The organism is Exiguobacterium sp. 8A (genome assembly GCF_902506275.1).
Classification (GTDB): Bacteria; Bacillota; Bacilli; order Exiguobacteriales; family Exiguobacteriaceae; genus Exiguobacterium; species Exiguobacterium profundum.
Window position 1 is genome coordinate 1 of the sequence record NZ_LR733645.1, and the last position, 24,050, is coordinate 24,050.

The following is a 24,050-nucleotide window of genomic DNA, read 5'->3' on the forward strand; positions in this document are numbered from 1 at the left end:
TTACAACTGCGAACGCGGTCAATGAAATCTAAAAAAAATGACCCCGGAACAATATCGGGACCATCTGATCGCAGCATAGAAAACGTGGACTTTTTATTAAACTGTCCATTTTACGGGGCTCAGTTCAGAATTTTAGAATGCAATCCACTTTTTACATATTTACTTTGTTAAATTCGGCGAAGGTCAACTTTATATTTCTTTCACACATGGAGAATGCTCCGTACGGTTCGCGTGTTATCCACTTTTATGTTGGCCATGAGTGATAAGGAAGCCGAACGTGTCACGACTGTCTTACTCGGACCCCTGTTCAACATCCGTTCCGTGCGCCAGACCGTGAGGAAGGTTCAGACGAACCTCGCCTATCGCTGGTTCCTCGGTCTCGGCATCGATGAGAAGGTTCCCGACCATTCGACGATCAGCCAGGCCTACCGCCGACGCTTCCAGGGGAACGACGTGTTCCAACAAATCTTCGAGGAAATCGTCCGACAGGCGGAATCTCACGGTCTCGTCTCCGGGCGCATCCTGATCACGGATTCCACGCACATCCGGGCGAACGCGAAAAAAGAACTGAAACCGGCATCTGAGAAGAGGGAGCGCCGGCTCGTCAAGGTGAGCCGGACCGACCCGGATGCGGGATACATGTATCGTGACCAGAAGCCGGAAGGCTTTTTCTGGCTGGCGCATCGGACGGTCGACGCCAAGCACAATTTCATCGTCGATGTACACGTCACACCCGGGAACGTCTCGGACAGCACCGTCTATCTCAATCGGCTCGACCATGTCCTCGAACGTTTCCATTTCCCGCTCGAGGCGGTCGCACCCGATGCAGGCTACTTCACGACCGGGATCGCGAAGGCGCTCGTCGAACGGGGCATCTTCGGGGTCATCGCCCGGAGGCGTTTCGGTGAGAAGAAGGGGATGTTCCGCAAGACCCGGTACACGTACCTCCCCTAGGGAGATGCGTATCTCTGTCCGGCGCGACAGCGCCTCACCTATCAGACGACGGACCGCCACGGCTATCACCATTACGTCTCCGACCCCTCCACCCCTCCATCTGTCAGAACTGCCCTCTCCTCGAGAAGTGCACGTCCGGCCGGACGCACCGAAGGGACATCACACGCCACGTCGATGAACATTACCGCGAGCAGGTGAATGAGAACCGCCTGTCCGCGTCTGGGAAATCCCTCTACCGACTGCGGCCGCAGACCGTCGAGCGCTCGTTCGCCGATGAGAAAGAGCTCCACGGGCTCCGTTTCACCTTCTACAGGGGGACCGCGAAGGTCCAACACGCCAATCTGGTGGCAGCCACCGCACAAAACATGAAGAAGCTGGCCAACCTGTTGGCCAGAAAGGACCGTCTACATAACATTTCTTCAATCTTTTGTCGGGCAGAACGCCTCAAGCTCGTTGAACATAAAAAAAGACGAACCAAAGCGCTATATGCGATTTGGTTCGTCAACAGCCTGTGTTCGATTAATCGTATTATTAAAAATCTAAATCTCAATTGTCGAATGAAATCATTCGCCTCAAGAGGAGCATGATGAACATAACTAGATGCTCTCACAAAAGAATCTGTAGAACTCTTGTGAAACTAGTGTAATCCAAAGAGCCTAGTTATCACACTTAACCTTATTCAGCCAGCGAATTGTAATTTTAACGAAGCTCACCTAACACCAACATTCAGCGATTGCTTCCATCATGCTCACATATTAAACTTCGCAGAAAGCAATTACCTCATCACGTGTGTATAGCCAAACTACTAAAACTTAACTGACAAAGATTTACACTTATCCTCACACTTTCGTGAACATTTGTATTACAAAACACATCGAGGTTGTTCGTGCACATATGATGTAATAACCCTGTCTAACTTTCAGGAACCTTTTGAACATAACATCGTGAGATTTTTAGATGCTCTCAAAATTAGACACAAATATCATCTGGGAAAGTTTACAAAACCTACAATCTATAATTCTTATTAAAAGAATAAAATCTCAAAAATAGTCTTCATCCAACACCATTTTTGAACATATTAGTCCTTATAAAAATGGTTATAATGAAGCTATAGAAAAATATACTCATCAAAATAAACTTTACAGCGAGGTAGAAATAATGAAATTTATCGACTCTATTTTTCTTGATAACAGGCGCCAGTTCAATACTCCCCCTATCAGCTTTGTCATTAAAGAATTAATAATTAGAGTTCTCAAAATCATATCTCTGGAAGGTGCTTATAAACTTAATTCTCCAAACGGACCATACATATGAAAAAAAAGCATAGTTTTTTTATATCAAGAACACTATTTTTCTTTTTACTCTTCGTTTTTCTTATATTTATATGGAAGTGGTTTTTAGTTTAACGATTCTTTAAGTGAACTACTCGTCACTTGTTCGCTTCGCAAATTGAAAGGGTAGATTCTTAGGAAAACCGTACTTTTATTAGCCACGATTATTGACCAAGCTCGTCGGGTAGTTCCTACCCTGAAGGATTGTCAGTCGACCGACATCAATAAGTTGATGCTCGCGTTGATATCTCGTTCATGATGAACGTCACAAGTACAGGTCCATTCTAGGACATCCATCTATTCTTCTTGCCAAAAGAAGAATAGATCTGCGTAGATGCGTACCATTGATCCGCATTGATGAGCGTCCGTGCGTAGAACTTACATTTGTATCCTAACTGTCTAACAAACTCATACCAACTTATGTCTCCGCGACGAGGTGGGAATTCTGAAGAAAGACTGAATGCTTATTTGTATCCATTTTCATTGATGTATCAGTCCTTTTGACTGATTGTGTCAAACACATACAATTTTGCCAAGACGGGGGATTCATCCCCCCTACGTCAGGATGCGCCCCGAGAGTCTTAGAGGAGGGAAAATTCTCACCTTCTCTTGTTATTTTTTAAGAAAGGTGTTCGATTTAATGATGAAATTCAATTCTACATTAAATACCTACCGAGTATTCATGATTCTTTTTGTTGTAGCAATTCATGTCATTGCAGTCCCCTACGAAAAACATCTCGACATCTACCAAAGTTTTTCTATTATACGGGGAGTTTTCGACCTTGCCGTCCCCCTCTTCTTTTCTTTTATTGGATACTTACTAATGGATCGTGTTTATAAAAAAGGAGGGGTTTCAACTAGTCAAGGTCTCGATATTTTTAACAGGTCTATATTAATTTCGTCTACATGGATTCTTCTTAAAAAATACATAAAATATTATATATTAACCTCTATATTATACATTGGATTAGAATATATTATTGTTTACACAGATAAGTTATACTTAGGAGGCAATCCATTAGCCGATTTCATAAACAATCAAATTACAATAGAAAAATTTTTCAATGGTACTATCGGGAGCATCCACCTTTGGTTTCTTGCATCAGCAATCTACAGTCTATCACTAATTTTGCTGGTCTTTTTTATCAACGGTGGCATTATTGGAATTGTTCTACTAGGATCAATCTCATTTACGTTTACATATATCTATCCTCTTCAAATTATATTAGAAATCAATCGCTTGATCCCTATAGGCGGTATTACTTTCCCTCTAATTTGTATCGCTCTAGGTATTTTTATTAGATGCATAAATACTAAGCCTCGTAATATGTACTTGTGGATTAGTACAATCCCTCTTTTAATTTACGTCTATTTCAACTATTTTAAACCGGAACAGTCAAATAAAGTTTGGTTATTACTATTTTGCCTTTTTTCACTACTTTATATACATAATCAATCTTCAAAAGAAAAGTTTAGCTATGCAGGACGATTAGTGAAAGACTACGGATTATATATATACCTTTTTCATCTTCTATTTTTGCGGTTATATAACAAAATTGATCAGTATAGTTTAGTACGATATGGACAAGAAGTTATTAATTATACGTCTTATCTTTACTTGATGTTCATGTTTTTTGTTTCTTTATTCGGATCTATGTTACTCGTCTACGCTTTTCGAGGCTTTAAACCAAACTATTCTTCATGGAGAACTTTTCTGATTCCACTGCTATTATTACCTGTTCTTTACATATGGACACAAGGAACGGAGTACAGCCAAATCATCAGACCCTCTATAACCGATGTGAAACCCTATTACTATGGTTCTTATTATGTAAAGGGAAGGGTAAATGAGAACACTCAGAATATTACACTAACTGCTGATGACTCATCAGTTTTTTATGGTGAAATAAAAAATGAGGAGTTTCGAATTCGAGTTCCTGAAAATATGCGTTCCTTCAAGTTGGAAGCATTTGGGGAAAAAGAAGGAGATATCGATTCGGTAGAGCAGAAAGCGATTACATGGGAAAAAGGGAAAATCATTGAATTCAGCTCCGATGAAAAAGGATATCTTAATGGTAGCGTGTCTCAGGGTGTCCTCTACATCGCGATAGAGTATCCGAAAAACACTTTATTTAGGAAAGTGACGGTCAAAAATAGTCACTTTAAAATTTATGTTGGCGACATCCCTTTGAATAAATCATACACAGCAATTCCGATTGGTTTGGAAGGGAAACACGGTAGAAAAAAGTCTATAGAATCCATTGTATTCCACCAATAACGAACTGCCCTTTCCCTAGTTACTGAACAAATCGTTTTATTAAGACCAAGCTAAAATATGATAGTTTCTCAGAACATAAAGTGAATTACTATCAAAAATCAAAGTTGAATTAGCAAACCTTTACTTGAATAAATTATCTCCGGTGAAGAACGAACCTTAAAGTTTAAACTTCGTTTCTAACTGACTCAAGAATAAGACATTTTTTGAGAGCAATACTAATTGTTTGTACTTACGTATTTCTTAAAGAAGTGCATTTTGTAGAACGGAGCGAGTAGGAAGTTTGAATAAGCAAATAGACAATCTAGAAGATTTAGACACAGTACTCTAAACCATCGCTTGTCAAATGACAGCTTCATCCCTTAAACCGAAGAGCTGAGAAGCTGTCTAGTCGTATACTTCGTCAATACCTCATTTATTTTCAGTTCACACCTCATAAAATTTCTTTTTATAGAAAGTTTCATGTCGATGTAGATAAATTTTTCAAATGGCTTAGTTCGAAAAAACAATTACTCAATTGTTTAATCATTTCACCTATCTTATGTATCTTTATGTGATGATGCCCTGTCAGGATTCAGCTCAAGCTAGCTAGTTTGATGAATATTGAATATAGTTGCTTCCCTGATCTGAATGAATAGATTCAAGATAACAATTCGGAAGCATCCAAAAAGGCGAATGATGAACTGCCCCATAAAAGTTGGATTTTTATTTCCAACTTTTATGGGGGAGTTCACTTCGGGGGTGTTTTTGTATGAGTAAAAAATGTATATTCAAGTGAAGTCAATAGGCAGTGGTGAGATGAGATGGTATCGGTCCTGATTCCGCTAGTGAAAATGTCAAGAGAGAACGTCAACTACCTCACTTGAGGAGGAAGTATACTGTCACGACGAAAATATCTCTCGACGATTATCGTCCTCAACAATGAGATCGTTGCCTATAAGTTATACAAGCATCAATAGACACCACTCGTCATCGATGCGTTAAAGGAGACATTAGAGAACTGGAACAACCCCAAATGGTCATCATTCATTCAGACTAACTAAGGAAATGTCTATACCTCGTATGCCTCTCAAGATTTCGTCAAGAGGAACTATCTGACGAGTAGTATGTCTCGAAGAGGTAACTATTGGGACAATGCGATGATCGAATCATTTCATTCGAGCTTGAAGTCTGAGGACTTCCAGTACGTCAAATTCAACTCGTTAAGCGACCATGAAATGCGTGAGCGGATAAATAATTCCTTACCTTACTACAACGAAAAACGTATCAAAGAAAGATTAGGCTACCTCACACCGATAAAATATGGTATGAGGTAGCCTAATCAAGGTGTTTTATTAATGTCTCATATAACTAGGTCAGTTTAGACCCAGGGAGTTTTTAGTCGTCTGACAATTTATTGTTTAACTTTTTTAGTTCAGTTCATGAGACACTTTTTACAAGTATCCATCATTCTGACGTCGAGTTTTTAAATATATACAATTCAGGTGATATAAAATTTCGGTACACCTCTGATAAATCCTATTCGATGACCACACCAAAATGCTCAACTACTATCTTAATTCGGAAATTTAAATTGTCGTTTGAGGTTATCCCAAATAATTTCTCGACTTACATAATTGAGAAGTTAAATTATTTTTAGAAAGTTGATAATGGCGCTGGTTTAGCAAAGAAGTAACCTTGTAATACAACTTCAGGATATTTTTTCATAAAGCTCATATGTGCTTCAGTTTCAATACCTTCTACCACGATTTTGTAGTCTAAACTTAAAAACAGTTGAATAATTTGATCTAATTCATTTTTTTCATGTGAAATATAATAATTAAACAACTCACGCGAAATTTTCACTTCATCGAATGGTAGATAGAACAACCTTAAAAAATGTGAATGATCAGTTCCGAAATCGTCTAAAGAAAATTTAATACCTACTGATTTCAGTTTCTTCATAGACTCTCTTAATTTACTCCATGATTTATATTTTGGAAAGTGTTGTTCAGTTATCTCAAAAGTAATAAATGATAGGTTGAATCGATTCGCCAAGTTCATTACTTTAAATATAAAAGAAGAATTCATCAAAGTATTCATATCAACATTAATTGAACAAGGAACTCCTTGATTAATAGAAAATTCTAACGACTTTTCTACCAATAAGAATGTCAATGTATCCAGTTCTTCTTGCGTCATTTCTTTAATAATTTCTATAGGACTCAATTTATTTTCTAATTTGTTTGATCGAATTAATAATTCGGCACCACACATCGTGTGCATTAGAGAATCATACTGTGTCTGGACATATGTTGATATTTCAGATAAAGGATATCCACACAAACTTGTAACCTCCTGATTGATAACTTTAAATTAATATAAATTAATTTAAAGTTATCAATCTCCAAAAACGAATCAAGTTACATACTTTTTTTGAAAAAAGGAAAACTATTGCGGTCAGAGCTATTAAGTTTCTTTAACCTCAATTAATTTACAGCCTCTCTAAATTAATTGTTCGTGAGGAGGAAAACATAATAAATTAAAATTCAGAATTTCTAGTCAAACAAGAAATAATATAGCAATTCTCATCAATATTGATGATGCCATCCCATTGCAGTGTTCTAAAAAGAAGATAAACTGTCAATACAAATTGAAAAGTGTTAAGAAACAGTTAGACGGCTTGAACTATAATTTGAAAGGATTCAAGTCGTCCCAGCGAAAACTTATTATAAATTAACGAAGAACATTAGAAGATATAGAACGCTCCATGATTAGGCATTCATTCTCAGCTATCTTACTTAATACATACTAAATCATACTCAACATGTTTTTTGGCCTCTCCCCATCAATCATTTGTCTTATTATATGAGATTGAACAGTTATGAAATAGCTATAATTGTACCAAAACTATTCTCTATTATGAAAGAAAGTAGAGACAGGAGTAGACTAATCCAGCGATATGAAATATCTTTCTCACGATTCTTGTACATCTCCCTTTAATGAGAGCAGACATTTTAATTTTTCTCAAATCTGTTTTTCCACTGCTGTAAATTAAGTAAGTTGTTACCCGTTTGTAGACCTCCTGAGCTCAAAGTGATTTTAATTTGACGTAATGACTTCACAATTTTACCACTACGTTGTCGTTCCCCTTTCGGGATATCCCTGATTCTCTAACACTATCTTTAACGTATTTTTGATGAGAGCATCTTTTAGAAATTGTGTAGTTTAATTCGGTACTAGAGATGTTACTATCTCATGATTCTCTAGACAATATTTCAATCGACTATCAGCAAATGAATATCTCTTCTAGCTTTAGAGGTGTTCACCCCTTCGTATATCAACAATAATAAGTTGAACTTCGCACACCTAACACCTTCAAGCTAGTCGTGATCATACATTTTTTTTAATCTCACCATGCTGCGAAAGGGTTCTTTCAACTCTCTCTCAATTTTAATGCCTTATTTAAGATTTTATTTTACATCTTCAGATAAAAAATCATCGTTTTTTTTCGTGTCATCCTCACTCGTAGCGTTAAGACTTTGTTGGTAGATATATTGTTCAAAAACGTCTAGTCGAACCCATAGAAGTTGGTTGATGCTATTCACGTATCGATTTGAGATTTTCTTTGACCTCTGTGCTTCTCCATGATTTTTCTCACTTTTAATCTTAGCAAAAAACTTCCTATGAAATTCACATTGTTATATCCAACTTAATTAAGGAGAAGTTCAGTCTTATATTATCTCAATAATTTAAAGTACCAAGTGAAAGAAATGATTGTATTAATTTTTTCTTGGTTATTTGAAACAAAATATTAATCCCATCCTGAAAAAAATAGAGTTTCAAAAAATAAACGGTAGTACATTCATTTTTCGAAATTTTATTTTAACAAATTGCAGTATACTAGGCATTGTTACAGACCTAAGGGAGAAAAGAACGATTATGAGTTTATTTTTGAAAATATTCGAATATGATGGAACTTTAATAATTTCAGAAATAGAAATTAACGAAGTTACTTTAAGAAAAAGTGCAGAAAACAAACTTTATGCTGGAGAATTAATTTTGATTGAAGGAAAGCATCGTCAAATAGAATCGACCAGTAAAGTCATTCTTGATTCGCATAATAAGAAATGGATGATGATTCGATTAAAAAAACACTCATACATAAATTTTTATGAATCAATAGATTAGATTTTTGATTATTTCAAAGGAGAAATGATTAGCATGAATATGTATATCACAGTATATGATTATGAAGGAAAACAAATTATTGACAAAATCAATGCAAAAGAATTATTTACTAACTGTAATTATAGATTAGATGGCACGCCCATCATCAATTACTTAAGCTCACTCAAAATACACGATAAATATTACAGGGTTTACGGCGTAGGAGGAACAATAATTTCTGACAATAATGAACGTTGGGGCATGGTAATTGTTAAAAAATTGTAATCGGTTTTAATTAACATTGACTCTCAACAACTTAAATCACTACCTAAAGTTCTATTTTTTTGTAAACGATAATTTATCAAATTGAACGTCGTAACGCACATATTCGATTTCTCTGTTCCGAGTCGACGAGCTTTTACGTTTACCCTTCTGGTGAAGCACGGTCACATCGATTTTATCTATGTGGAGGCTGTTATTCTGCTCCGAAGACCAGGGAGTTCAGATTGTCCGGTGCTGCAGTTAGCTCTTTCCTTCTCATAGCCCTTTATATCTATCCTGTTTCATAAACGGGATCTTTTTGTTTTTCTGCGAGATGATTGAGTTCCAAATCGCTCTCGATGTTCACGCTTTCTGTTGTTTGTTTCTCCGCCTGAATGTGTGCTACTGTGACTTCACTTTACAAGAAGAAAGTGCCATATTTTTTGTATTCCCGCTAAAGTCGTGCACTTAATTTTATAATTCATCACTAATATATATACCTATAAACATTCGATTAGAAATTTACTCATTGACATCTAAAATGAAAATTTAATCATAGTTTATAGAAGAAATACAAAATATATCAATCTATTTCGTATTTCTTTAAATAGTCTTGCAAAGCTTCCATAATAATTTGTTCTTCCTTCATTTTTTTTTTAGCTGCAATCTCTTGGAGGTTTATATATAAAGGTTCCATTAAATCAGAGAAAAAAATCTCTAATTTCTTTGCTTTACTCTGTTTTTTTATTACTTGCACTTCTTTATTATTTCTACTGATTAATCGACGCTTCACCTCTCGAAGTTCTTCTCGAGTCATTTCATACACCGTCTTACTTCCATTTTCTGTTGAATATTTCTTATTTTCTAGAAGTGCTGACTTTGGATTTTCTGGCCAAGATAAAAGTTCTGCAAGTTTTGTCGCACTGAAGTTTTGCTCTATAGTTTTCTCCAGAATGTTTGGTCCGAATATATTCCAAAACGAAACAAATCGATTGACTTGGGCGTGCGACATTCCAATCTTGTTCAGAAAATCTTTCCAGGTTCCTTGTTCTTTTTGGAACTCTCTTTTTGTTTCCGGGTCACGGAATAAGTTGTTTGCATGAGCAAGTATACGACATTTTTCAACAAAACTAGTCGCTTGAATAGCATCAATATGATTGTAGTATTGAACAATATCATCCATATCCTCAGGCAACTGTTTTGTAATAATACGCGACAATCCTGTCGCTGGAAGAGATTGATAGGGATTCGATACAATCGTAGTCACAGAGAACTCTTTCACAGCTTCAACTTGTTCTATACGGCTATCTGTTGTTTGCTGATTCTGATTCACTGGAAGGTTGGCACTGAATGTTGAAATTTTAGGTGTATGTTTCTTTCGGTTGTGACTCATAACGATAGGACCTCCTGAGCAAGTTGTAGATAGGCATTAGTTGCTGGACTCTTATGGTCAATAACGGGTCGAGAATCTCGTTGTAGTGTTTGAACTTTTACTGCGTAAGGGATTGTCGTTAACACTGGAATCCTGACTTCTTTCCCAAATTCTCCGAGTTCTTTAACTGTCGTAACATCACCCTTCGAGCGTGCGCTTACCATCGTCGGAATGAATGCTGCAATATGGATGTCTTCTCTGAAGCGTTTCATCTCTTCAAGTTCTTCTGGTACAGAGTAGACCGCGTCCATTGAGAATTTCTGCATCTGCACAGGCATCACAATCCGATCTTGGGCAACTAGTGCGCAGCGCGCATATGGGTTGAGGGCTGAAGTCGATCCTGGACAGTCGATTAGACAAATATCAAACAACTCATCGATTTTAGCAAGTTCTTCACTGAGACGATACTCATAACCGATTTGGCTTGTCAGGTCAGTCGGTGAAGCCGAGCGTCTAGTTGGTATGAGATAAATAGTCCCCATCTCATACTGACATGTCACAATGACTTGTTCGATTGGAGTGTAGAATGGGTCATTCTCTTCCAGTAAGCAATCTAATAATACTTTTCCTTCATAGTCGTTAGTTAGACCTAATCCGTTTGTAGAAGAAGCCTGGTCGTCCGCATCGATGACGAGGACACGTAATCCGTCACGTGCATAGGCATGAGCCAAATTGATGGTCGTCGTCGATTTACCGACCCCACCCTTTCGATTGTACAGTGCGATTTTCTTCATGATTCGTCTCCTCGCTTCTCGTAAATGATGTTGTCGTTTACGGTCCGCTCAATGATTTCCGTCAGTAGCTCACTCACACTCCTATTCTGAGCATGCGCATACTGTTGAAATTGATTGGACAGGTCGGACGGGATTCGTGCTGAAAGAACGGCAGATAGTCTCTTTGTTTTCTGAAACGGGCTGACTTTGACCTGTTGTACGGCTTCACGGCTTTTACGGGCCTCGCGTATCTGTTTGACTGTCAACTCGTCAACGCTTCGCGACTCTCCGTCAATATAGAGTCCTTGTTCAACGACTTCCTCGACATTGTCGAGATACATCAGTTCAAACAGTTTAGAAGCCGGTAGGCTCGCAAGTGATGCTTCAAGTCGATGTAACGTCTCATAGGCTTTGATATACCGGGATGCAAGAGAACTCGACATCGATACAGCTTCAAGGAACCCGATCCATTCTTTTTTGTCATGCATCTCGGAACGAGCGATGACGAGACGTTTCCCGATTTCAAATACAGAAATCGTTTGAACTCTTGAGAGCTCATTGATCTCATGAACGAGGTCCTCCACGTCTTTTGATACCGGAAGTTTTTGGACGAGTGAGCTTATATTCGTTAGTCCGCTCTGATAAGGATGCTGTTTACTTGGTTTGATTTTATGAATGTTTCGATTACGTGCTTTCATGATAATTCACCTGCTTGTTCGACGACTTGTTTGGCCAATAGTTGAAATGGTTCAGCAAGCATCTTCGATTCCTTGGAGCGGTATTGGATGACACTCTTTCCACTTTCGGCAGCTTTCTCAATGAAGGTAGATCGCTTGATTATCGGAAGAATCTCTAATCCTTCCTCCTTTGCGATTGCTTTCATTGCTTCATAGTACTCTTTATCTGCTTTTAAAGAAGCATCCATGGCGACAGGTAGAATGCCTGTAATAACGAGATCTGAATTATAGAACTTTTTCACTTTTTGCACAGTTCGAATTGTACTCGCAAGCTGATCGAAAACGAGTTTTTTAGGCATGAACGGGATGACTGTCATATTTGAAGTCGAAAGTACGATTTTTGAAAGTTCGTTGATTGACGGGACCGAATCTAAGATGATCCAATCAAACTCATCCTCTAGTGGTGCAATCATATCTTTTAATAGAAAGAGCTTATCTTGTTCTGAGATCAGATTGATCAACCGGGCATTTCGTTCATTCGAAGGGAGGAGACTCACATGATACGTTTCGTCGTCAAACAAGACTTCTTTGATATCGAGATTACGTGTATGCACATCAAACATTGTCATGTACTTGATTGTGTCGGATTCTTTTAACATCAGCTTACTGAGTGAGCCTTGAGGATCTAAATCAATAATCAGGACTCGTTGCCCCAGCTCGCCCAATGTGTAAGCCATATTCAATGAACAGGTCGTTTTGCCTGATCCACCTTTCGATATGTAAAACGTGAGTATGTTCATCTTCTCTCCCCTTTCCCTCTCATATCATGTCATAATCTCGTTTTTCTTACAACATAAAAACAGTAAAGACGTCAATATATTTTGATTAAAAATGTATACAATCAAATTTTATTTTTGTATACGTATAATCACCTGTAAACGTTCACCGTATACATTTCGACATCGAAATGTATACGGTGAACGTTTGAAATACTAATGACTTTATATGACGGTGATGTCACAAAGCTAAGTTGGACTCTTAGATCGATTAATAGTGAAAATGCGTTATACATCTGTATCTTACTTAAATAATAATAGAAGAAGATATAAAACCGTATTCTTCTGAATTAATAAAATATAAATAAATTATAGAGAGTTAAATAAAGATTAATAGAATTAGAAAAAGAAGACGGTCTCTAAAGCTAGTCATATCAACCCTTCCGACAGGATAAGTAAAAAGAGAAACTTCAAAAAGAGTATCATTTCTTTCACTATGACTCTTTTTTTTTCAAAAATGATTTGGAATTTCAATAAAAAAAGATGATTTACTTCGTATAAAACTTGATTCTTTAGTTAATTAATTTGATTTTTTTCCTAAAAAAAAAATAGGACACTTGATGTGCAGTGGTGACTTAAAATGAGTGTTAATCAGACAGAAATCCCTCCAAGAATAAGACGTTTTCATATCTTTTTCAAAAAAAAACATGACAAATAGACCATCATGCGATAGCCATTTTTACCTGAGTCGCTTTTAGTTGTTGATGGAGGTAGATAATCGGCTCTTCAAAGAACAGCTTATGGGCGCTCGAGTGCACCAAATCCTCACGGTGATGAATGAATGCTTGCTTCACCTCTTCGATGACCTGTTTGAATGTTTCGGCCCCGAATGTATCGCTTATCGAGAAAAGCGAATCGCGGCTGACCTTGAGTGCGTCAAAGTCGAAGAACTCCCCTGCCCGCTTACGCAATTCGAACCAAAGGAGTTGAACTTCAGAGCGCTCTTTCTCTTTGATCTGCTTACTATCTTGTGCAGCGGATAGGTGGACTTCAAGTAAGAGTGGTCGCGTCACGTCTTGGACCCGTTTCTTAAGAGAAACGTTCTGTTTGACTATATTCAAAAAGCGCTTGCTATCTTCGACAAGAGAGACTTGAAGGAACTGGAGACCGGACATCATCTTTTGGATGGCGAGCTTATGGCCGCAGTATTTAGGCAGAAAACCCTTGATTTCATCATAAGTCAGAATCGCATGCTCGTTTGATTGGACGTATACGTCTTTCTCAACTTGAACAAGTGTCCGTAGCGCGAGTCGTAATGTATTCACGTTATCGAGCGCAATCAGTTCTGACAAAAGACCGTGCCAAATAGACGTATACCCGGTCTTCGAACCTACTGAGGTACCGTCTACAAACAGATCCCGATAGTTTTCAAGGTAATCTGTCAAGTGGATTGAGATTACGCCCGGGAAGTGACGCACGACCGTCATAAGACCATTCTCTTCGAACATCTTCAAGTTGTTATGCAAGGAACGGACAGAAGTGCATGCAAGATCCGCGACCATATGATCTTCGATGAACTCAATATTCCCTTGATCATCAGCGTAAGCGAGGATAGAGAGGATATGACGTATTCGAGATTTAGTCCATCTAAATGCAGTGAAACAGGCTGGAATGTTATAGAAATGTTGCTCATAGTGATAGTAATTAGCACGTTTCGTCCAACGTGTTAATCCGCTCATCGCAATCAGTACCTTGTTTGCAATCAAAATATGTCGATTCATCTCCATAATTTTCACTACTCCTCTCCTATTCTTATATATTCTAACTTTAGTATTATGTTCTTTTCAGATGGTGTCAAAGTGTGTTTTTGGTACGGCATTTTGTTGCATAAAAACGAAATTCATTGATGTTGAGCCATTTCAGAGGGGGAAAAATATGCAATTACAGTACGGTGTTTTGTTACCAAATTTGTCCCGAACGCGTCATATGGCTATTTTTTCTCCAAAAGGAGTAGAAATTTTTAAATGTAAAAAGTACATAGTGCAATTACAGTACGGTGTTTTGTTACCAAAAATGAAAGAGTACAATTACAGTACGGTATTTTGTTGCAAAAAATCGAGAAAGTGCAATTACAGTACGGTGTTTTGTTACCAAAAATAAAAACTGCACTGTTAAAATAAAATTAGGAATCAAGTACCACCAGACGAAAATGTAATTACAGTACGGTGTTTTGTTGCCAAAAACGATAAAATGTAATTACAGTACGGTGTTTTGTTACCAAAACGAAGGAGTGCAATTACAGTACGGTGTTTTGTTACCAATATCTACTCTTTCTATAAAATTTTAAATCTTCACCGTGAAGATTCATGTGAAACATACTGAATATGTTTCTTTACATATAATTTGAAACATATCTCGTCAATTACTTTCTATTCTTGAACTCAGATTTTAATGTAACGTTTTAATTCTCGAGGAAAGTGATTTGCTCTCGAAGTTTCGCGCTTTACTCGTTTTTTTTGATCTTGCCTTTCTTTTGGCTTGACGACTAATTTTACGTGCCTCTCCCGTTCGTATGTGGATTGTTATCTGAAAACCATTCCAGAAAAGAAAAGTTTGTACTTAAGGAAAGCATTTCTCAAGAAATGTCCTTTGCAGGATTTCCATGCGGTTTACGCTGTATGCTTTCTCCATCATTAAAATTCTATCGTTACTCATCGAACCGCGCTCAGTCGGGTTAATTTTGAGTGGCTACGCAAATTTGACAAAAAAATGCCCCAAAAAAGTTGAGGGAGAAATTCAACTTTTATGGGGCATTTCAGAATTCGGCTTTTTCACTCATTTAGGTTTCAGAAAAGGAGAAATGGGTGTCAATTCTGGGGACAATTATAATTATTTTCTTTCTCAACAAGTTGAAATTTATGGCTAAAAGATTATAAATTCAGAATTGACTTTGCTGCAATTAGAGAATAAAGGTAGTAGGATGTTCAGGTAACTCCCATGATTCAAGCGGATAAAAATGAAAGAAGTAATAATCGCCAGAGCGGTACCAGTCTTTTAATATGAAATCGTGTTTCTTTATTCTATCCAAATTTACCTCAAGTTCTTTCAAATTATCTGCTTTCCTGACCTTGTTAAAGCGAATTGAATAGGTAAATTGACGCCAATGCCGTCGGATGGGTTGCTGCTCGCCAGCCTGTATGGAACTCATACGTTCTTTCTGAAGAACAAATGCCAAATGGTAGGCGAAGCTACCTTTTAATTGTTCGATCTGTTTCCCGTATATACTGACGATTTGTTGTTTTAATAAGTCATCGTAAATTTCTTCGCTCAATGTGACAATGACTTGGCTCTCTGCGAGAGTCGTCGAATTTTTAATGGTCACGGAGGAGAATAAGCCACGAATGAAAAAATCTCCCTCCTCATTGTGTCCTGCGATCCGATAGTAACCTAGCTTCATAAGACGTTGTGTTGTCAAATCATAACTCTTCCCACTATTGTTCGCATATAGCTTGTTGACGAGTTGTGAAAGCGGAAAGATAATTTGGCGACTAGTTTGGAAGCTCATATCTCGATACGATAGAATCTCAGTGAAAGCCTCAAAGTCTTTAGAGTCTAGATCCGGTACTTTTCCATCTAGTTCTTGAATAAACTCTTTACTAACAAGGACGGAAAGATGATCTGGAAGTCCTTTTTTATATTTAGGGATGATGGTGTCGTAATTTCGTAACTCCAAATTCAACCTAGAGGTTTCACCCAATTTTTCGTCTAATAAGTTAGTTTGGTTCTTCATTCGATCTGATATACCAAAAAAAGGCGTATCAACTGCAATGGTCGGTGAATGATAAGCGATGGGTTGATTAATATTAACATTATTAGCTATTTCCCAAAGAAGCATAAGTACATCCGTTTTGAGTGATTTTTTCTTTTGATTATCTGTTTTTTGAGACCAATAAGGATATGTATGAATTAGAAGATTTGGATTCTGCGCCCATTCCTCTAATTCATTAATGCAAAGTTGCATGTACTCCTCGACTGTTTTCACGTGAAACTCTTTGAGAAGGCCTTCTTGCCCGACTAAATTGTAATAGGTGGTTATCATATCAAACTGTGCACGGAGTTCTTTTTTAGGACCTCTATTTTCTCGGTAATTTCGAACTGCAGCATTAGTCCATCGGCGCTTTAATTTGTTGAAGGAGTGATAACGTATTTTCTTGTATGAAGAGTCCATATTTTTGAATTGATAGTAGTTTTGATAAAGTGTCGCTACAAAATCAGTTAAGTTGTGAACAGATGCATTTCGAAGAAAATCTTCCATTCGATTCTTTCGAATAGCTGAAACTGTTTGAGAGACAATGACTTCTTTCAAACGGTTATTTGAGGCCGAATAGGTTTCCATGTGAGACTCACCTCATTCTATTTAAAATAATATCATAATCATACTATACCATAGAACGATTATGATATTATTATTTCACTTACCGTAAATCAAAGTGTGCGCCGGCGCACACTTTGATTTGTAGAAGTTTGACACCGTGTAGCGAGATAGGCGACATCATGAATAACATTTGTCTGCTTAGGAGCGGATGGACGTGATTCGAAAAAGCAGGGAATCCAATGAATCTGGAGGGAGAACGAGACCATTCAAAGAAAAAACAGCAATCGAATGTGTTCATCCACCGTAGTCGTCGACATTGAAGAAGTATGTATTGGTATGTGAATTTAGCAAACTCTGTTGCCAAGTTATTGAACACACGGACGGAATAGGAGGCAATCGTTCAGTGTTTTCATCAATGAACGGGGGCGGATTGTTTGATTCATTTCACGTTTGGCGAGGAGACACAAAAGAAGCTAAACAATACATTCGATTTTGGTATAGAAAAAGTTGTGCTTTTGGATTCTTGTCTTCCGAACGCCCAGCCCCTATCATGTTCGAGACACATATGAGGTCAAACAAATGAACGTGCTCTATCAGAAGGGAAGGACTGCACATCGCGAACACATCGGGCGAAGGGGAAGTGTGTATGACGTGGAAAGAAAATAGTAAGCACGAACAGTTAACCGGGAATGTTTTGCTGTACCTGTCTCCGAACAACTATCATGCGTTTTATGGAGCAGAAATCGACGCTTTGGCACACACAACACGAGCGCTTGATTCAAATGAGCGTGTCCCCTACTGGAAGTGACAGCTCTGAAAATGTTAATGTGACGATATGATTGGGAGAGGGCAAGCGATGCTCAGACTCATCACGTATACGCTAATCGAAACGGACGAGAACTGGTATGTTGTTCGAGCATCGCTCGTCGACACAAAAACCGCAAAAAAGAAGGAGTGAGTGTGGATGGATGAGGAATATGTGAGAAGTCGCAAGCTGTATCAAGAGCTCGAGGCGAAGCCGGGTACTGTGGCCACAATTATGGTCGTGGTCCCTGGGAGCGATCCGGTCGAGTTCCGTTATTCGGTCGGCCCGAGAGGCCTGTGCTGTGAGGTTTCAGCGTCAAAGATGCCGATTCACGTACCTGTAAACATCTGGACGATGAAGTTCATCGAACTGTGCGACCAAATCGACGCCGACCTGTGGGACGAGGCGAGATGACCCCACGTTTGCGTCCATCGTACAGTGTTTCAGATCCCACGACGGATTGATGACATCCTCGACGTTTAGTGCATACCGTCCCTTATAATCGGCACCGAAAAGATTTAGTTCAACTATCGGTCAATCCGAGGCGTCATGCGTTACACCATCCAGCTTTTTGTCGATACTTTCTCGGCTTATCAAGCATACAGACCAATGAGCAGGGCAGGAACGATTACTCGGATGCTATCGTCCCGGGAATGCAATTGACTTCAAGGAACAGAGCTACAAGATTATCGATCACCCTGCCATCGTCCTAGTCGAAGTCGTACGCTTCACCGTTCGTCCGGTCAACGAAGCCCGAGCAACGCGGCTACAAGAACGAAAGGCGTAAACCAAGTTCTACGTCCGCCTGCATTCTTAGAAGAAATGATTCGAACGAATTACCTTGTTAATGTTGATCAATCTAATAAAAGAAGAAGGTATAGCCCTTCCGCCAAGATGCGGGAGGGCCTTTCCAATGCCTAAATTTCTGACATTTTCCGATCCCGAAGCTCTCGGAGACGAAGGATTATCACTTGAAAAGGAAGCATAGGGAGAAGCAGGTCACGAATCATCACACACTCTATGCGAAGGGCTACAATGCCATACGCATAGAGTGTGTGATGATTCAGAGCTGGCTCAACAACGTGTCGAATGAACGCCGGTAAGTGGGATTCGAGCTGAACTACACGCAAGACTTCCATAACGCCGGTGCAACGATGAGCGTCTCGCTAGCCTGATTCGACAGGAGACCGCCCTGCTGGCGCAATTATTACTGCGGCTCGCCAATTGACGAAAGGATTTCTAAACACGACTTTGGCGCGAAAACGAACAAATAATGAGGGGACTGGTTCATGTGGCTCCGACGCGCGACGTATAAGACGACGTTTGCCCCAGTTGACAAGATATATCGTGATGCCGCTAGGAAACGTCGACACAAGCAGAGCCGACGAGTAAACTATATCTTCATGACAATATCAGGTTCCAGCATAAGATGTCTTTTCTCTTGATCGACGCTCATTCCTCTTTAGTTTATGAATAATAAGAGAAGGTATTTCTAGTAGACCGTTTGTTCAAAATTATCCCCAACAATTGTGCCCCAGTACGTTCAAGCTCTTCTTTCGCCCTTAAGACAAGATGTCGATTCGATGCTTCACTATCAATTACGAGAAGCATCCCATCAGAAATACCTGCCAATAGACGCGTGTCAGGAACTTGCATCATCGATGGTGAGTCGATAATTATAACTTCGAAGCGGTTTCGCAAATCACTAAACAACTCCTTTGTCTTTGAAGATGCAAGTAATTCTGTGGGATTCGGAGGGATAGTTCCAACTGTCAGTAGCGTCAGACCTGGAATTCCTGTTTCTTGAAGCGCATCATCAAGTGATACCCCTCCCACTAGGATATCCGATAAACCCTTACATTCCTTAAATCGAAAAACCTGATGAATAACCGGACGTCGCATATTACAGTCCACCAAAATCACTTTTTTCCCGAGTTGCGCATAGGCAATACTGAGATTCGTGGCGGTTGTTGACTTGCCCTCACCGGCAGTTGCAGACGTGATCGTAATCATCTGAAGTTTATAACTAATAGACAAAAACTCTAAATTTGTTCGAATCGTTCGGTAACCCTCGGATATTTCAGAACTTGGATTCGACAACGTGACGAGACTACGTCCATACTGTTTAATATCATCTGCATATTTTTTTTGGAAGATCATGCGTTAGTTCCCCTCTTTCTATTATCATAAGATTTTGATACGGTGTCATAGAACTTTTACAGTACTCTCTTGTTCCCCTCTCCTATTAAAATTAAAAGGAAAAACTTATCATAAATAGTAACTGAAGAGCGTATGGTCAAAGTACTTTTATATATAATCGAAGAAACGTGTATTCTACGCATATATAGGTACAGCATAGAACTTACAAACTTCGTATACATAACTTGTGATTTCATGGATAGTTTGTCAGTGCTCTCATCTAAGGGAACACCTACTTGAATACAAAGGAGAGTCTATAACGTAAGTTTTAAGCATGATATCAAAAAATTCCCTCCATGTCCCTTCTAGGTTTACAGGCTGGCTGCCGTTAACTCGACTTTTTTCGTCGAAGACGCGTGCGACAAACAGAATGCTTGTATCCTGTTTGTCGGTTTCGTGTCACAACTTTTGTGATTAGTTATCCAATTTCATCTCGTTTTAGTGACACGAAAAGGTCTATTATTCATTAATAGGGTGTTCCTTCCGCCAACGACTCGAGGCGTTCACATGTCGCATTCTGAGTGATCTTGCTATCGATTTTGGACATTTACTCGTTTTCATAAAAGGTGTCCAAGATTGGATCCTCTGATTTTCAAAAAATGCGAGGTGGCGTTCCGATTTTGAAACGGTCGACGCCAGAACTTTCACCTTGTTCCAAGTAACTTTGATCTGTTTTTGTCAAACATGTTACGGTTAGAAGGTGATTTTCTTGATGTCTTCATTTTCGACAAAAACTTTCATTTATTTCGACAACTATTGTCTCGAGTTGTTTTGGAAATGACATACGAATGTTCAAAAACTGATGTGTAAGCATCCTTGTTTTGAAACCGCCGAAATCTTCTTAGAGGATATAATATTTGATAGTTGGAAGTTGATTCCTAAAATTTTTCTTCTGATGGGTTCTTTTTGGGATGTCGGCTTCCAACACTCCGCCAGATGGTGTACAAACTTAGGATGGTAGGACGAAAGTCACCTCTTGGACTGGGGTGGCTTTCGTTCGTCTTTTCAAAAACTACAGGTATACTGTTGCCTATTCGTTTATACGACGACATGCTCATGCGATAAGATAAGAGTGTTCATGTCTTAGAAACTAAAACCCAAGTGGTCTCTAGGATTCCATTTGATTTTTGTGCCAATCAGAGAGGTGAGGGTGCACGAATATATCGCCATTGCTTCGTCAAATCTTACACCCCGTGCAATCGTAGATTTATATATAATTAATTATGTACGGGTTTTCCTGTTTCCCGTACGACCAAAAGGGCGTTTCTTTGGTTGGTATGGAATCAGAACAGTCAAAGAAATACTATAATAAAGGGACCAGGATGCGATTGGTCAGATCTTGGCGGACACACCATACAACCGCTTACACCCCTTGTGGGTCTTTTTTATGCTGTCAGCAAAGAGAAATGGACCCGATATAGCCCAAAACGCGCAGTTCTCTGGCGTTGACACCTTTATCAGATGGAATATTCACGACACACGTTCAAGGTCAAGAGATAGTGTGATCTTGAACCTGAAAGGGCTATACATCCTTGCGAAACAATTGGAGGCACAACGGATCGAAGAAGGTGTTATCGTTGAGTGATAAAAAACGTAAAACCGCCCTATCCCTGCGCCTTAGCTCACTGAACGACGTCGAATATGAGGCATTACAACACTTCCACCAAAAACACAAGGGGAGCGTCCGTGCCTATGCACAGATGATTTTGCTGATGAACGAGCTCGCGGGAGACCTGGACTTTTCTCAACCGCTCGAAGTGGCCAAGTTCCTTCAATCGACTGAACAGCGAACGAAAAGCAAAACAGATCAGCCAGTCACCAAAGAGAAGGACATGAAACGGACCTCAACAGCACGTCCAACACGAAAAGAAACAGATGAGCCGAAGCTCGATCTGGATTCCCTCTAAATGCCTCATCCGGTCCCTCGCCATTCGTGCGAGGGGCTTTTTTGTCGTCCATCTTGCCCGCTCAGTTGCATCGACAACGCATCCGACGGGCTACCACCCGTCCCGATGCAACTGAGGGGACGCGTTTTCGTCCGCTCCTCCATCCTGATCCGCCCGCTCCCCTCCGGTTCCGAGATTTGGCCAACCGATTCTCCTGATCTCAGATGCCCGTCCTGTCTTCGCACTCTAGCACGCTACTCGTCCACGCAAGGGCCGCAAAAAAATGACGCGCCATCATGCCGTCCCCCTCCGCGCCCGGCTCGAAGCAGAGGCTTCTCGCTATTGGGCTTCGGGGGCCAGACCTCTGGCGCTCTGCGCATTTTTTTGAATTTTCCCGGTGGTCACCCTTGCGTGGTCTCGCGACGCGTGCGTCGGTGTCTTCGACAGGACGGGAAGCGATACGCCTTCTTCCTGTATATCTATCATACGAGACCGATAGCCGAGGAAGCCCCGGCATCGGAAAAGGAGGATTTCATATGCCAAACTGGTGCAACAACACGCTTCACGTCATGGGGTTCGAGGACGAGGGGGAAATCGAGACGTTCCTGGAGGAGGTCGGCGACGAGAGAAGCCCGTTCTCTTTCGCCCGCATTGTCCCGCTCCCATGCGACGGACATGACAATTTCGTCGCCTACGAGACATGGGGGACAAAGTGGGAGCCGACGGACGTCGATTTCACCGACCGATATGCCGACAGGGTCGTTTTCGACTTCCTGACCGCCTGGTCGCCACCGCTCCCGGTCATCGGGGCGCTCTCTGTCCGCTTCCCACGTCTCCGCTTCGTGCTCCGCTATGCCGAGTACGGGATTCAGTTCGCTGGTGAGGCGCACTACACCGAAGGAAAAGAGCTATATCACAACGAGTACACGCCCGAACAAGATATTTTCGGATATAGAGGATTCGTTCGGGCACACTTCTTCCGCTGACCGCCCAACAAAACACGAGGACGGCCCCGCTCCCGGGGCCGTCCTGTCTTCGCACTCTAGCACGCTGCTCGTCCACGCAAGGGCCATCAAAAAAATGACGCGCCGCCGTGCCGTCCCCCTCCGCGCCCGGCTCGAAGCAGAGGCTTCTCGCTATTGGGCTTCGGGGGCCGACTCTCTGGCGCTCTGCGCATTTTTTTGAGTTTTCCCTGCGGTCACCCTTGCGTGGTCTCGCGACGCGTGCGTCGGTGCCTGCGACAGGACGGCGAGGGGAACACCCCGACGCCTCCTGCATCACAGAACCGAGGAGGAATTCACATGTCACAAACAGAAGAAAAGTACACCGTCCTATTGAGTGAGGGGAACATCCCTCAGCGTATCCCCGTATTCGAGACGCCGGGCAAGGTGCTCGCTCGCTATTTCGACCGCTTCGACGTCGTCCATCAACACGGCTTCGATTTCTGGGTACACGATGAGTTCCTGTTCCACGTCACGCCTGAGAACGTGCCGAGCGTCATCTTCGAGGACGAGAACGGCGAAGCATATGACTTCCTGTTCGGGAACGTGCTCGTCTTCAAAACCGACGAGGAAGGCGAGACGTTGCCACTCGATGGGAACGACCTCGAACGGCTCGCCGACCTGCTGAAGCCCATCCGCATCACGCATCGGGTGACGCGGGAACGCAAGACCGGAACCGTCGTAAGACCGTGAGACGAAAGGAGGGGGAGACCCTTTCCCCTTCCCTTTTTCGGAGGCGACGGGGCGGGCGTCGTCGCCCTGCCCCGTCCCTCTGATCTGGACGCCCCGCAGGTGGCGGGGCTTTCGGGCGGAACCTTTCGGGCGATCGCCCGAAAGGAAAAGACATCGAAAAGAACCCTTCCACTGCTGTACGCATTCTGTTCATCAGATGATTATTCTTTCTTTTCTCTTTCTTCATCCTTTTACGATCATTACTGTGTTAAGAGAATACAAACAGAATCCGGGCTCATGCGTGACCGACTATGCGACCGGGTTCGTCGTCGCCTTCCGACGTCTCCACCCGCTCGCCGACTCGCTCATCGCACCGCTGGCGTCTGACGGGTCGATAACCAGACGGGCTGGCTCGTGCACGTCGCCGCCCCTCTAGGTTCCTGACCCTTTCTTCACGACGCCACGGAGCGTCGGGGGCGTCCATGACGCCCGGGTCAGCTAACGCCTCCTCGGAACCTTTCCGGACACGCCGGAAAGGAACACC

20 protein-coding genes and 1 pseudogene are annotated in these 24,050 nt (G+C 40.9%); 12 read left to right on the forward strand and 9 right to left on the reverse strand.

Features of this window, described 5'->3' with window-relative positions; translation table 11 throughout:
* Nucleotides 1–213 precede the first annotated feature (213 nt).
* On the forward strand, nucleotides 214–954 hold the full coding sequence (locus GVY42_RS15235) for a transposase (RefSeq protein ID WP_159563818.1): 741 nt from the start codon (nucleotides 214–216) through the stop codon (nucleotides 952–954).
* A 98-nt stretch (nucleotides 955–1,052) separates the two neighbouring features.
* Nucleotides 1,053–1,541, forward strand: coding sequence for a transposase (locus GVY42_RS16800; protein ID WP_371730312.1), 489 nt, complete (start codon nucleotides 1,053–1,055; stop codon nucleotides 1,539–1,541).
* A gap of 951 nt (nucleotides 1,542–2,492) precedes the next feature.
* Here GVY42_RS16800 and GVY42_RS16700 read toward each other — a convergent pair.
* A pseudogene (locus GVY42_RS16700) lies at nucleotides 2,493–2,713 on the reverse strand (zinc ribbon domain-containing protein); the annotation flags it as partial.
* 212 nt (nucleotides 2,714–2,925) lie between these two features.
* Here GVY42_RS16700 and GVY42_RS15250 point away from each other — a divergent pair.
* Both GVY42_RS15250 and GVY42_RS16805 read left to right on the forward strand, forming a co-directional pair.
* Complete coding sequence (locus GVY42_RS15250) at nucleotides 2,926–4,563, forward strand: hypothetical protein (protein WP_159565588.1); 1,638 nt, start codon at nucleotides 2,926–2,928, stop codon at nucleotides 4,561–4,563.
* Nucleotides 4,564–5,666: 1,103 nt separating this feature from the next.
* Entirely contained in the window at nucleotides 5,667–5,876 is a 210-nt protein-coding gene (locus GVY42_RS16805) for an integrase core domain-containing protein (RefSeq protein ID WP_159563684.1), read from the forward strand.
* A 319-nt stretch (nucleotides 5,877–6,195) separates the two neighbouring features.
* Here GVY42_RS16805 and GVY42_RS15260 read toward each other — a convergent pair whose 3' ends face one another.
* The gene (locus GVY42_RS15260; RefSeq protein WP_159565590.1) at nucleotides 6,196–6,885 is read right to left on the reverse strand and encodes an EAL domain-containing protein; all 690 of its coding nucleotides are present in this window, start codon (nucleotides 6,883–6,885) and stop codon (nucleotides 6,196–6,198) included.
* Nucleotides 6,886–8,481: 1,596 nt separating this feature from the next.
* Here GVY42_RS15260 and GVY42_RS15265 point away from each other — a divergent pair.
* Together GVY42_RS15265 and GVY42_RS15270 are read left to right on the forward strand one after the other, a co-directional pair.
* Entirely contained in the window at nucleotides 8,482–8,730 is a 249-nt protein-coding gene (locus GVY42_RS15265) for a hypothetical protein (RefSeq protein WP_159565592.1), read from the forward strand.
* A 33-nt stretch (nucleotides 8,731–8,763) separates the two neighbouring features.
* A complete protein-coding gene (locus GVY42_RS15270; protein WP_159565595.1) occupies nucleotides 8,764–8,994 on the forward strand; it encodes a hypothetical protein in 231 nt (76 codons plus the stop codon).
* A 559-nt stretch (nucleotides 8,995–9,553) separates the two neighbouring features.
* On the opposite strand, the gene GVY42_RS15275 is transcribed toward GVY42_RS15270, so the two are convergent.
* The 5 genes from GVY42_RS15275 to GVY42_RS15295 all read right to left on the reverse strand — a co-directional run bounded on the left by GVY42_RS15275 (nucleotide 9,554) and on the right by GVY42_RS15295 (nucleotide 14,355).
* Nucleotides 9,554–10,363, reverse strand: a complete 810-nt coding sequence (locus GVY42_RS15275) for a hypothetical protein (protein ID WP_159565597.1) — start codon at nucleotides 10,361–10,363, stop codon at nucleotides 9,554–9,556.
* Nucleotides 10,360–11,136, reverse strand: coding sequence for a ParA family protein (locus tag GVY42_RS15280; RefSeq protein WP_159563826.1), 777 nt, complete (start codon nucleotides 11,134–11,136; stop codon nucleotides 10,360–10,362). The genes GVY42_RS15275 and GVY42_RS15280 overlap by 4 nt, the downstream gene beginning before the upstream one ends.
* On the reverse strand, nucleotides 11,133–11,813 hold the full coding sequence (locus GVY42_RS15285; protein ID WP_159563827.1) for a hypothetical protein: 681 nt from the start codon (nucleotides 11,811–11,813) through the stop codon (nucleotides 11,133–11,135). The genes GVY42_RS15280 and GVY42_RS15285 overlap by 4 nt, the downstream gene beginning before the upstream one ends.
* Nucleotides 11,810–12,592, reverse strand: coding sequence for a ParA family protein (locus GVY42_RS15290; RefSeq protein ID WP_159565599.1), 783 nt, complete (start codon nucleotides 12,590–12,592; stop codon nucleotides 11,810–11,812). The genes GVY42_RS15285 and GVY42_RS15290 overlap by 4 nt, the downstream gene beginning before the upstream one ends.
* Nucleotides 12,593–13,290: 698 nt before the next feature.
* On the reverse strand, nucleotides 13,291–14,355 hold the full coding sequence (locus GVY42_RS15295; RefSeq protein WP_159563795.1) for a hypothetical protein: 1,065 nt from the start codon (nucleotides 14,353–14,355) through the stop codon (nucleotides 13,291–13,293).
* A gap of 875 nt (nucleotides 14,356–15,230) precedes the next feature.
* Between GVY42_RS15295 and GVY42_RS15300 the strand changes: the two genes are divergently transcribed.
* The gene (locus GVY42_RS15300) at nucleotides 15,231–15,494 is read left to right on the forward strand and encodes a hypothetical protein (protein WP_159565601.1); all 264 of its coding nucleotides are present in this window, start codon (nucleotides 15,231–15,233) and stop codon (nucleotides 15,492–15,494) included.
* A gap of 33 nt (nucleotides 15,495–15,527) precedes the next feature.
* Here the strand turns inward: GVY42_RS15300 and GVY42_RS15305 are convergent, their stop codons facing one another.
* Nucleotides 15,528–16,964: a hypothetical protein gene (locus tag GVY42_RS15305; RefSeq protein ID WP_159563810.1), complete on the reverse strand. Its 1,437-nt coding sequence runs from the start codon at nucleotides 16,962–16,964 to the stop codon at nucleotides 15,528–15,530.
* Between the two features lie 625 nt (nucleotides 16,965–17,589).
* Here GVY42_RS15305 and GVY42_RS15310 point away from each other — a divergent pair.
* On the forward strand, nucleotides 17,590–17,751 hold the full coding sequence (locus GVY42_RS15310; protein ID WP_159563809.1) for a hypothetical protein: 162 nt from the start codon (nucleotides 17,590–17,592) through the stop codon (nucleotides 17,749–17,751).
* Between the two features lie 156 nt (nucleotides 17,752–17,907).
* Entirely contained in the window at nucleotides 17,908–18,162 is a 255-nt protein-coding gene (locus GVY42_RS15315; RefSeq protein ID WP_159563808.1) for a hypothetical protein, read from the forward strand.
* Between the two features lie 1,053 nt (nucleotides 18,163–19,215).
* Here the strand turns inward: GVY42_RS15315 and GVY42_RS15320 are convergent.
* A complete protein-coding gene (locus tag GVY42_RS15320) occupies nucleotides 19,216–19,908 on the reverse strand; it encodes a CpsD/CapB family tyrosine-protein kinase (protein WP_236549005.1) in 693 nt (230 codons plus the stop codon).
* 1,616 nt (nucleotides 19,909–21,524) lie between these two features.
* Between GVY42_RS15320 and GVY42_RS15325 the strand changes: the two genes are divergently transcribed.
* The 3 genes from GVY42_RS15325 (at nucleotide 21,525) to GVY42_RS15335 (ending at nucleotide 23,527) form a co-directional block, all read left to right on the forward strand.
* Nucleotides 21,525–21,854, forward strand: a complete 330-nt coding sequence (locus GVY42_RS15325) for a hypothetical protein (protein ID WP_159563743.1) — start codon at nucleotides 21,525–21,527, stop codon at nucleotides 21,852–21,854.
* Nucleotides 21,855–22,369: 515 nt separating this feature from the next.
* A complete protein-coding gene (locus GVY42_RS15330) occupies nucleotides 22,370–22,819 on the forward strand; it encodes a hypothetical protein (protein ID WP_159565603.1) in 450 nt (149 codons plus the stop codon).
* Between the two features lie 315 nt (nucleotides 22,820–23,134).
* The gene (locus GVY42_RS15335) at nucleotides 23,135–23,527 is read left to right on the forward strand and encodes a hypothetical protein (protein WP_159565605.1); all 393 of its coding nucleotides are present in this window, start codon (nucleotides 23,135–23,137) and stop codon (nucleotides 23,525–23,527) included.
* Nucleotides 23,528–24,050: the final 523 nt, after the last annotated feature.

Excerpts from the sequence above, each read along its gene's own strand:
- GVY42_RS15315 (WP_159563808.1), top strand. The coding sequence starts at position 17,908 with ATGGATGAGGAATATGTGAGAAGTCGCAAGCTGTATCAAGAGCTCGAG.
- GVY42_RS15310 (WP_159563809.1), top strand. The coding sequence starts at position 17,590 with ATGACGTGGAAAGAAAATAGTAAGCACGAACAGTTAACCGGGAATGTT.
- GVY42_RS15235 (WP_159563818.1), top strand. The coding sequence starts at position 214 with ATGCTCCGTACGGTTCGCGTGTTATCCACTTTTATGTTGGCCATGAGT.
- GVY42_RS15330 (WP_159565603.1), top strand. The coding sequence starts at position 22,370 with ATGCCAAACTGGTGCAACAACACGCTTCACGTCATGGGGTTCGAGGAC.
- GVY42_RS15275 (WP_159565597.1), bottom strand. The coding sequence starts at position 10,363 with ATGAGTCACAACCGAAAGAAACATACACCTAAAATTTCAACATTCAGT.
- GVY42_RS15270 (WP_159565595.1), top strand. The coding sequence starts at position 8,764 with ATGAATATGTATATCACAGTATATGATTATGAAGGAAAACAAATTATT.
- GVY42_RS16805 (WP_159563684.1), top strand. The coding sequence starts at position 5,667 with ATGTCTCGAAGAGGTAACTATTGGGACAATGCGATGATCGAATCATTT.
- GVY42_RS15305 (WP_159563810.1), bottom strand. The coding sequence starts at position 16,964 with ATGGAAACCTATTCGGCCTCAAATAACCGTTTGAAAGAAGTCATTGTC.
- GVY42_RS15290 (WP_159565599.1), bottom strand. The coding sequence starts at position 12,592 with ATGAACATACTCACGTTTTACATATCGAAAGGTGGATCAGGCAAAACG.
- GVY42_RS15300 (WP_159565601.1), top strand. The coding sequence starts at position 15,231 with ATGCGGTTTACGCTGTATGCTTTCTCCATCATTAAAATTCTATCGTTA.
- GVY42_RS15265 (WP_159565592.1), top strand. The coding sequence starts at position 8,482 with ATGAGTTTATTTTTGAAAATATTCGAATATGATGGAACTTTAATAATT.
- GVY42_RS15280 (WP_159563826.1), bottom strand. The coding sequence starts at position 11,136 with ATGAAGAAAATCGCACTGTACAATCGAAAGGGTGGGGTCGGTAAATCG.
- GVY42_RS15250 (WP_159565588.1), top strand. The coding sequence starts at position 2,926 with ATGATGAAATTCAATTCTACATTAAATACCTACCGAGTATTCATGATT.
- GVY42_RS15320 (WP_236549005.1), bottom strand. The coding sequence starts at position 19,908 with ATGATCTTCCAAAAAAAATATGCAGATGATATTAAACAGTATGGACGT.
- GVY42_RS15285 (WP_159563827.1), bottom strand. The coding sequence starts at position 11,813 with ATGAAAGCACGTAATCGAAACATTCATAAAATCAAACCAAGTAAACAG.
- GVY42_RS15295 (WP_159563795.1), bottom strand. The coding sequence starts at position 14,355 with ATGGAGATGAATCGACATATTTTGATTGCAAACAAGGTACTGATTGCG.
- GVY42_RS15335 (WP_159565605.1), top strand. The coding sequence starts at position 23,135 with ATGTCACAAACAGAAGAAAAGTACACCGTCCTATTGAGTGAGGGGAAC.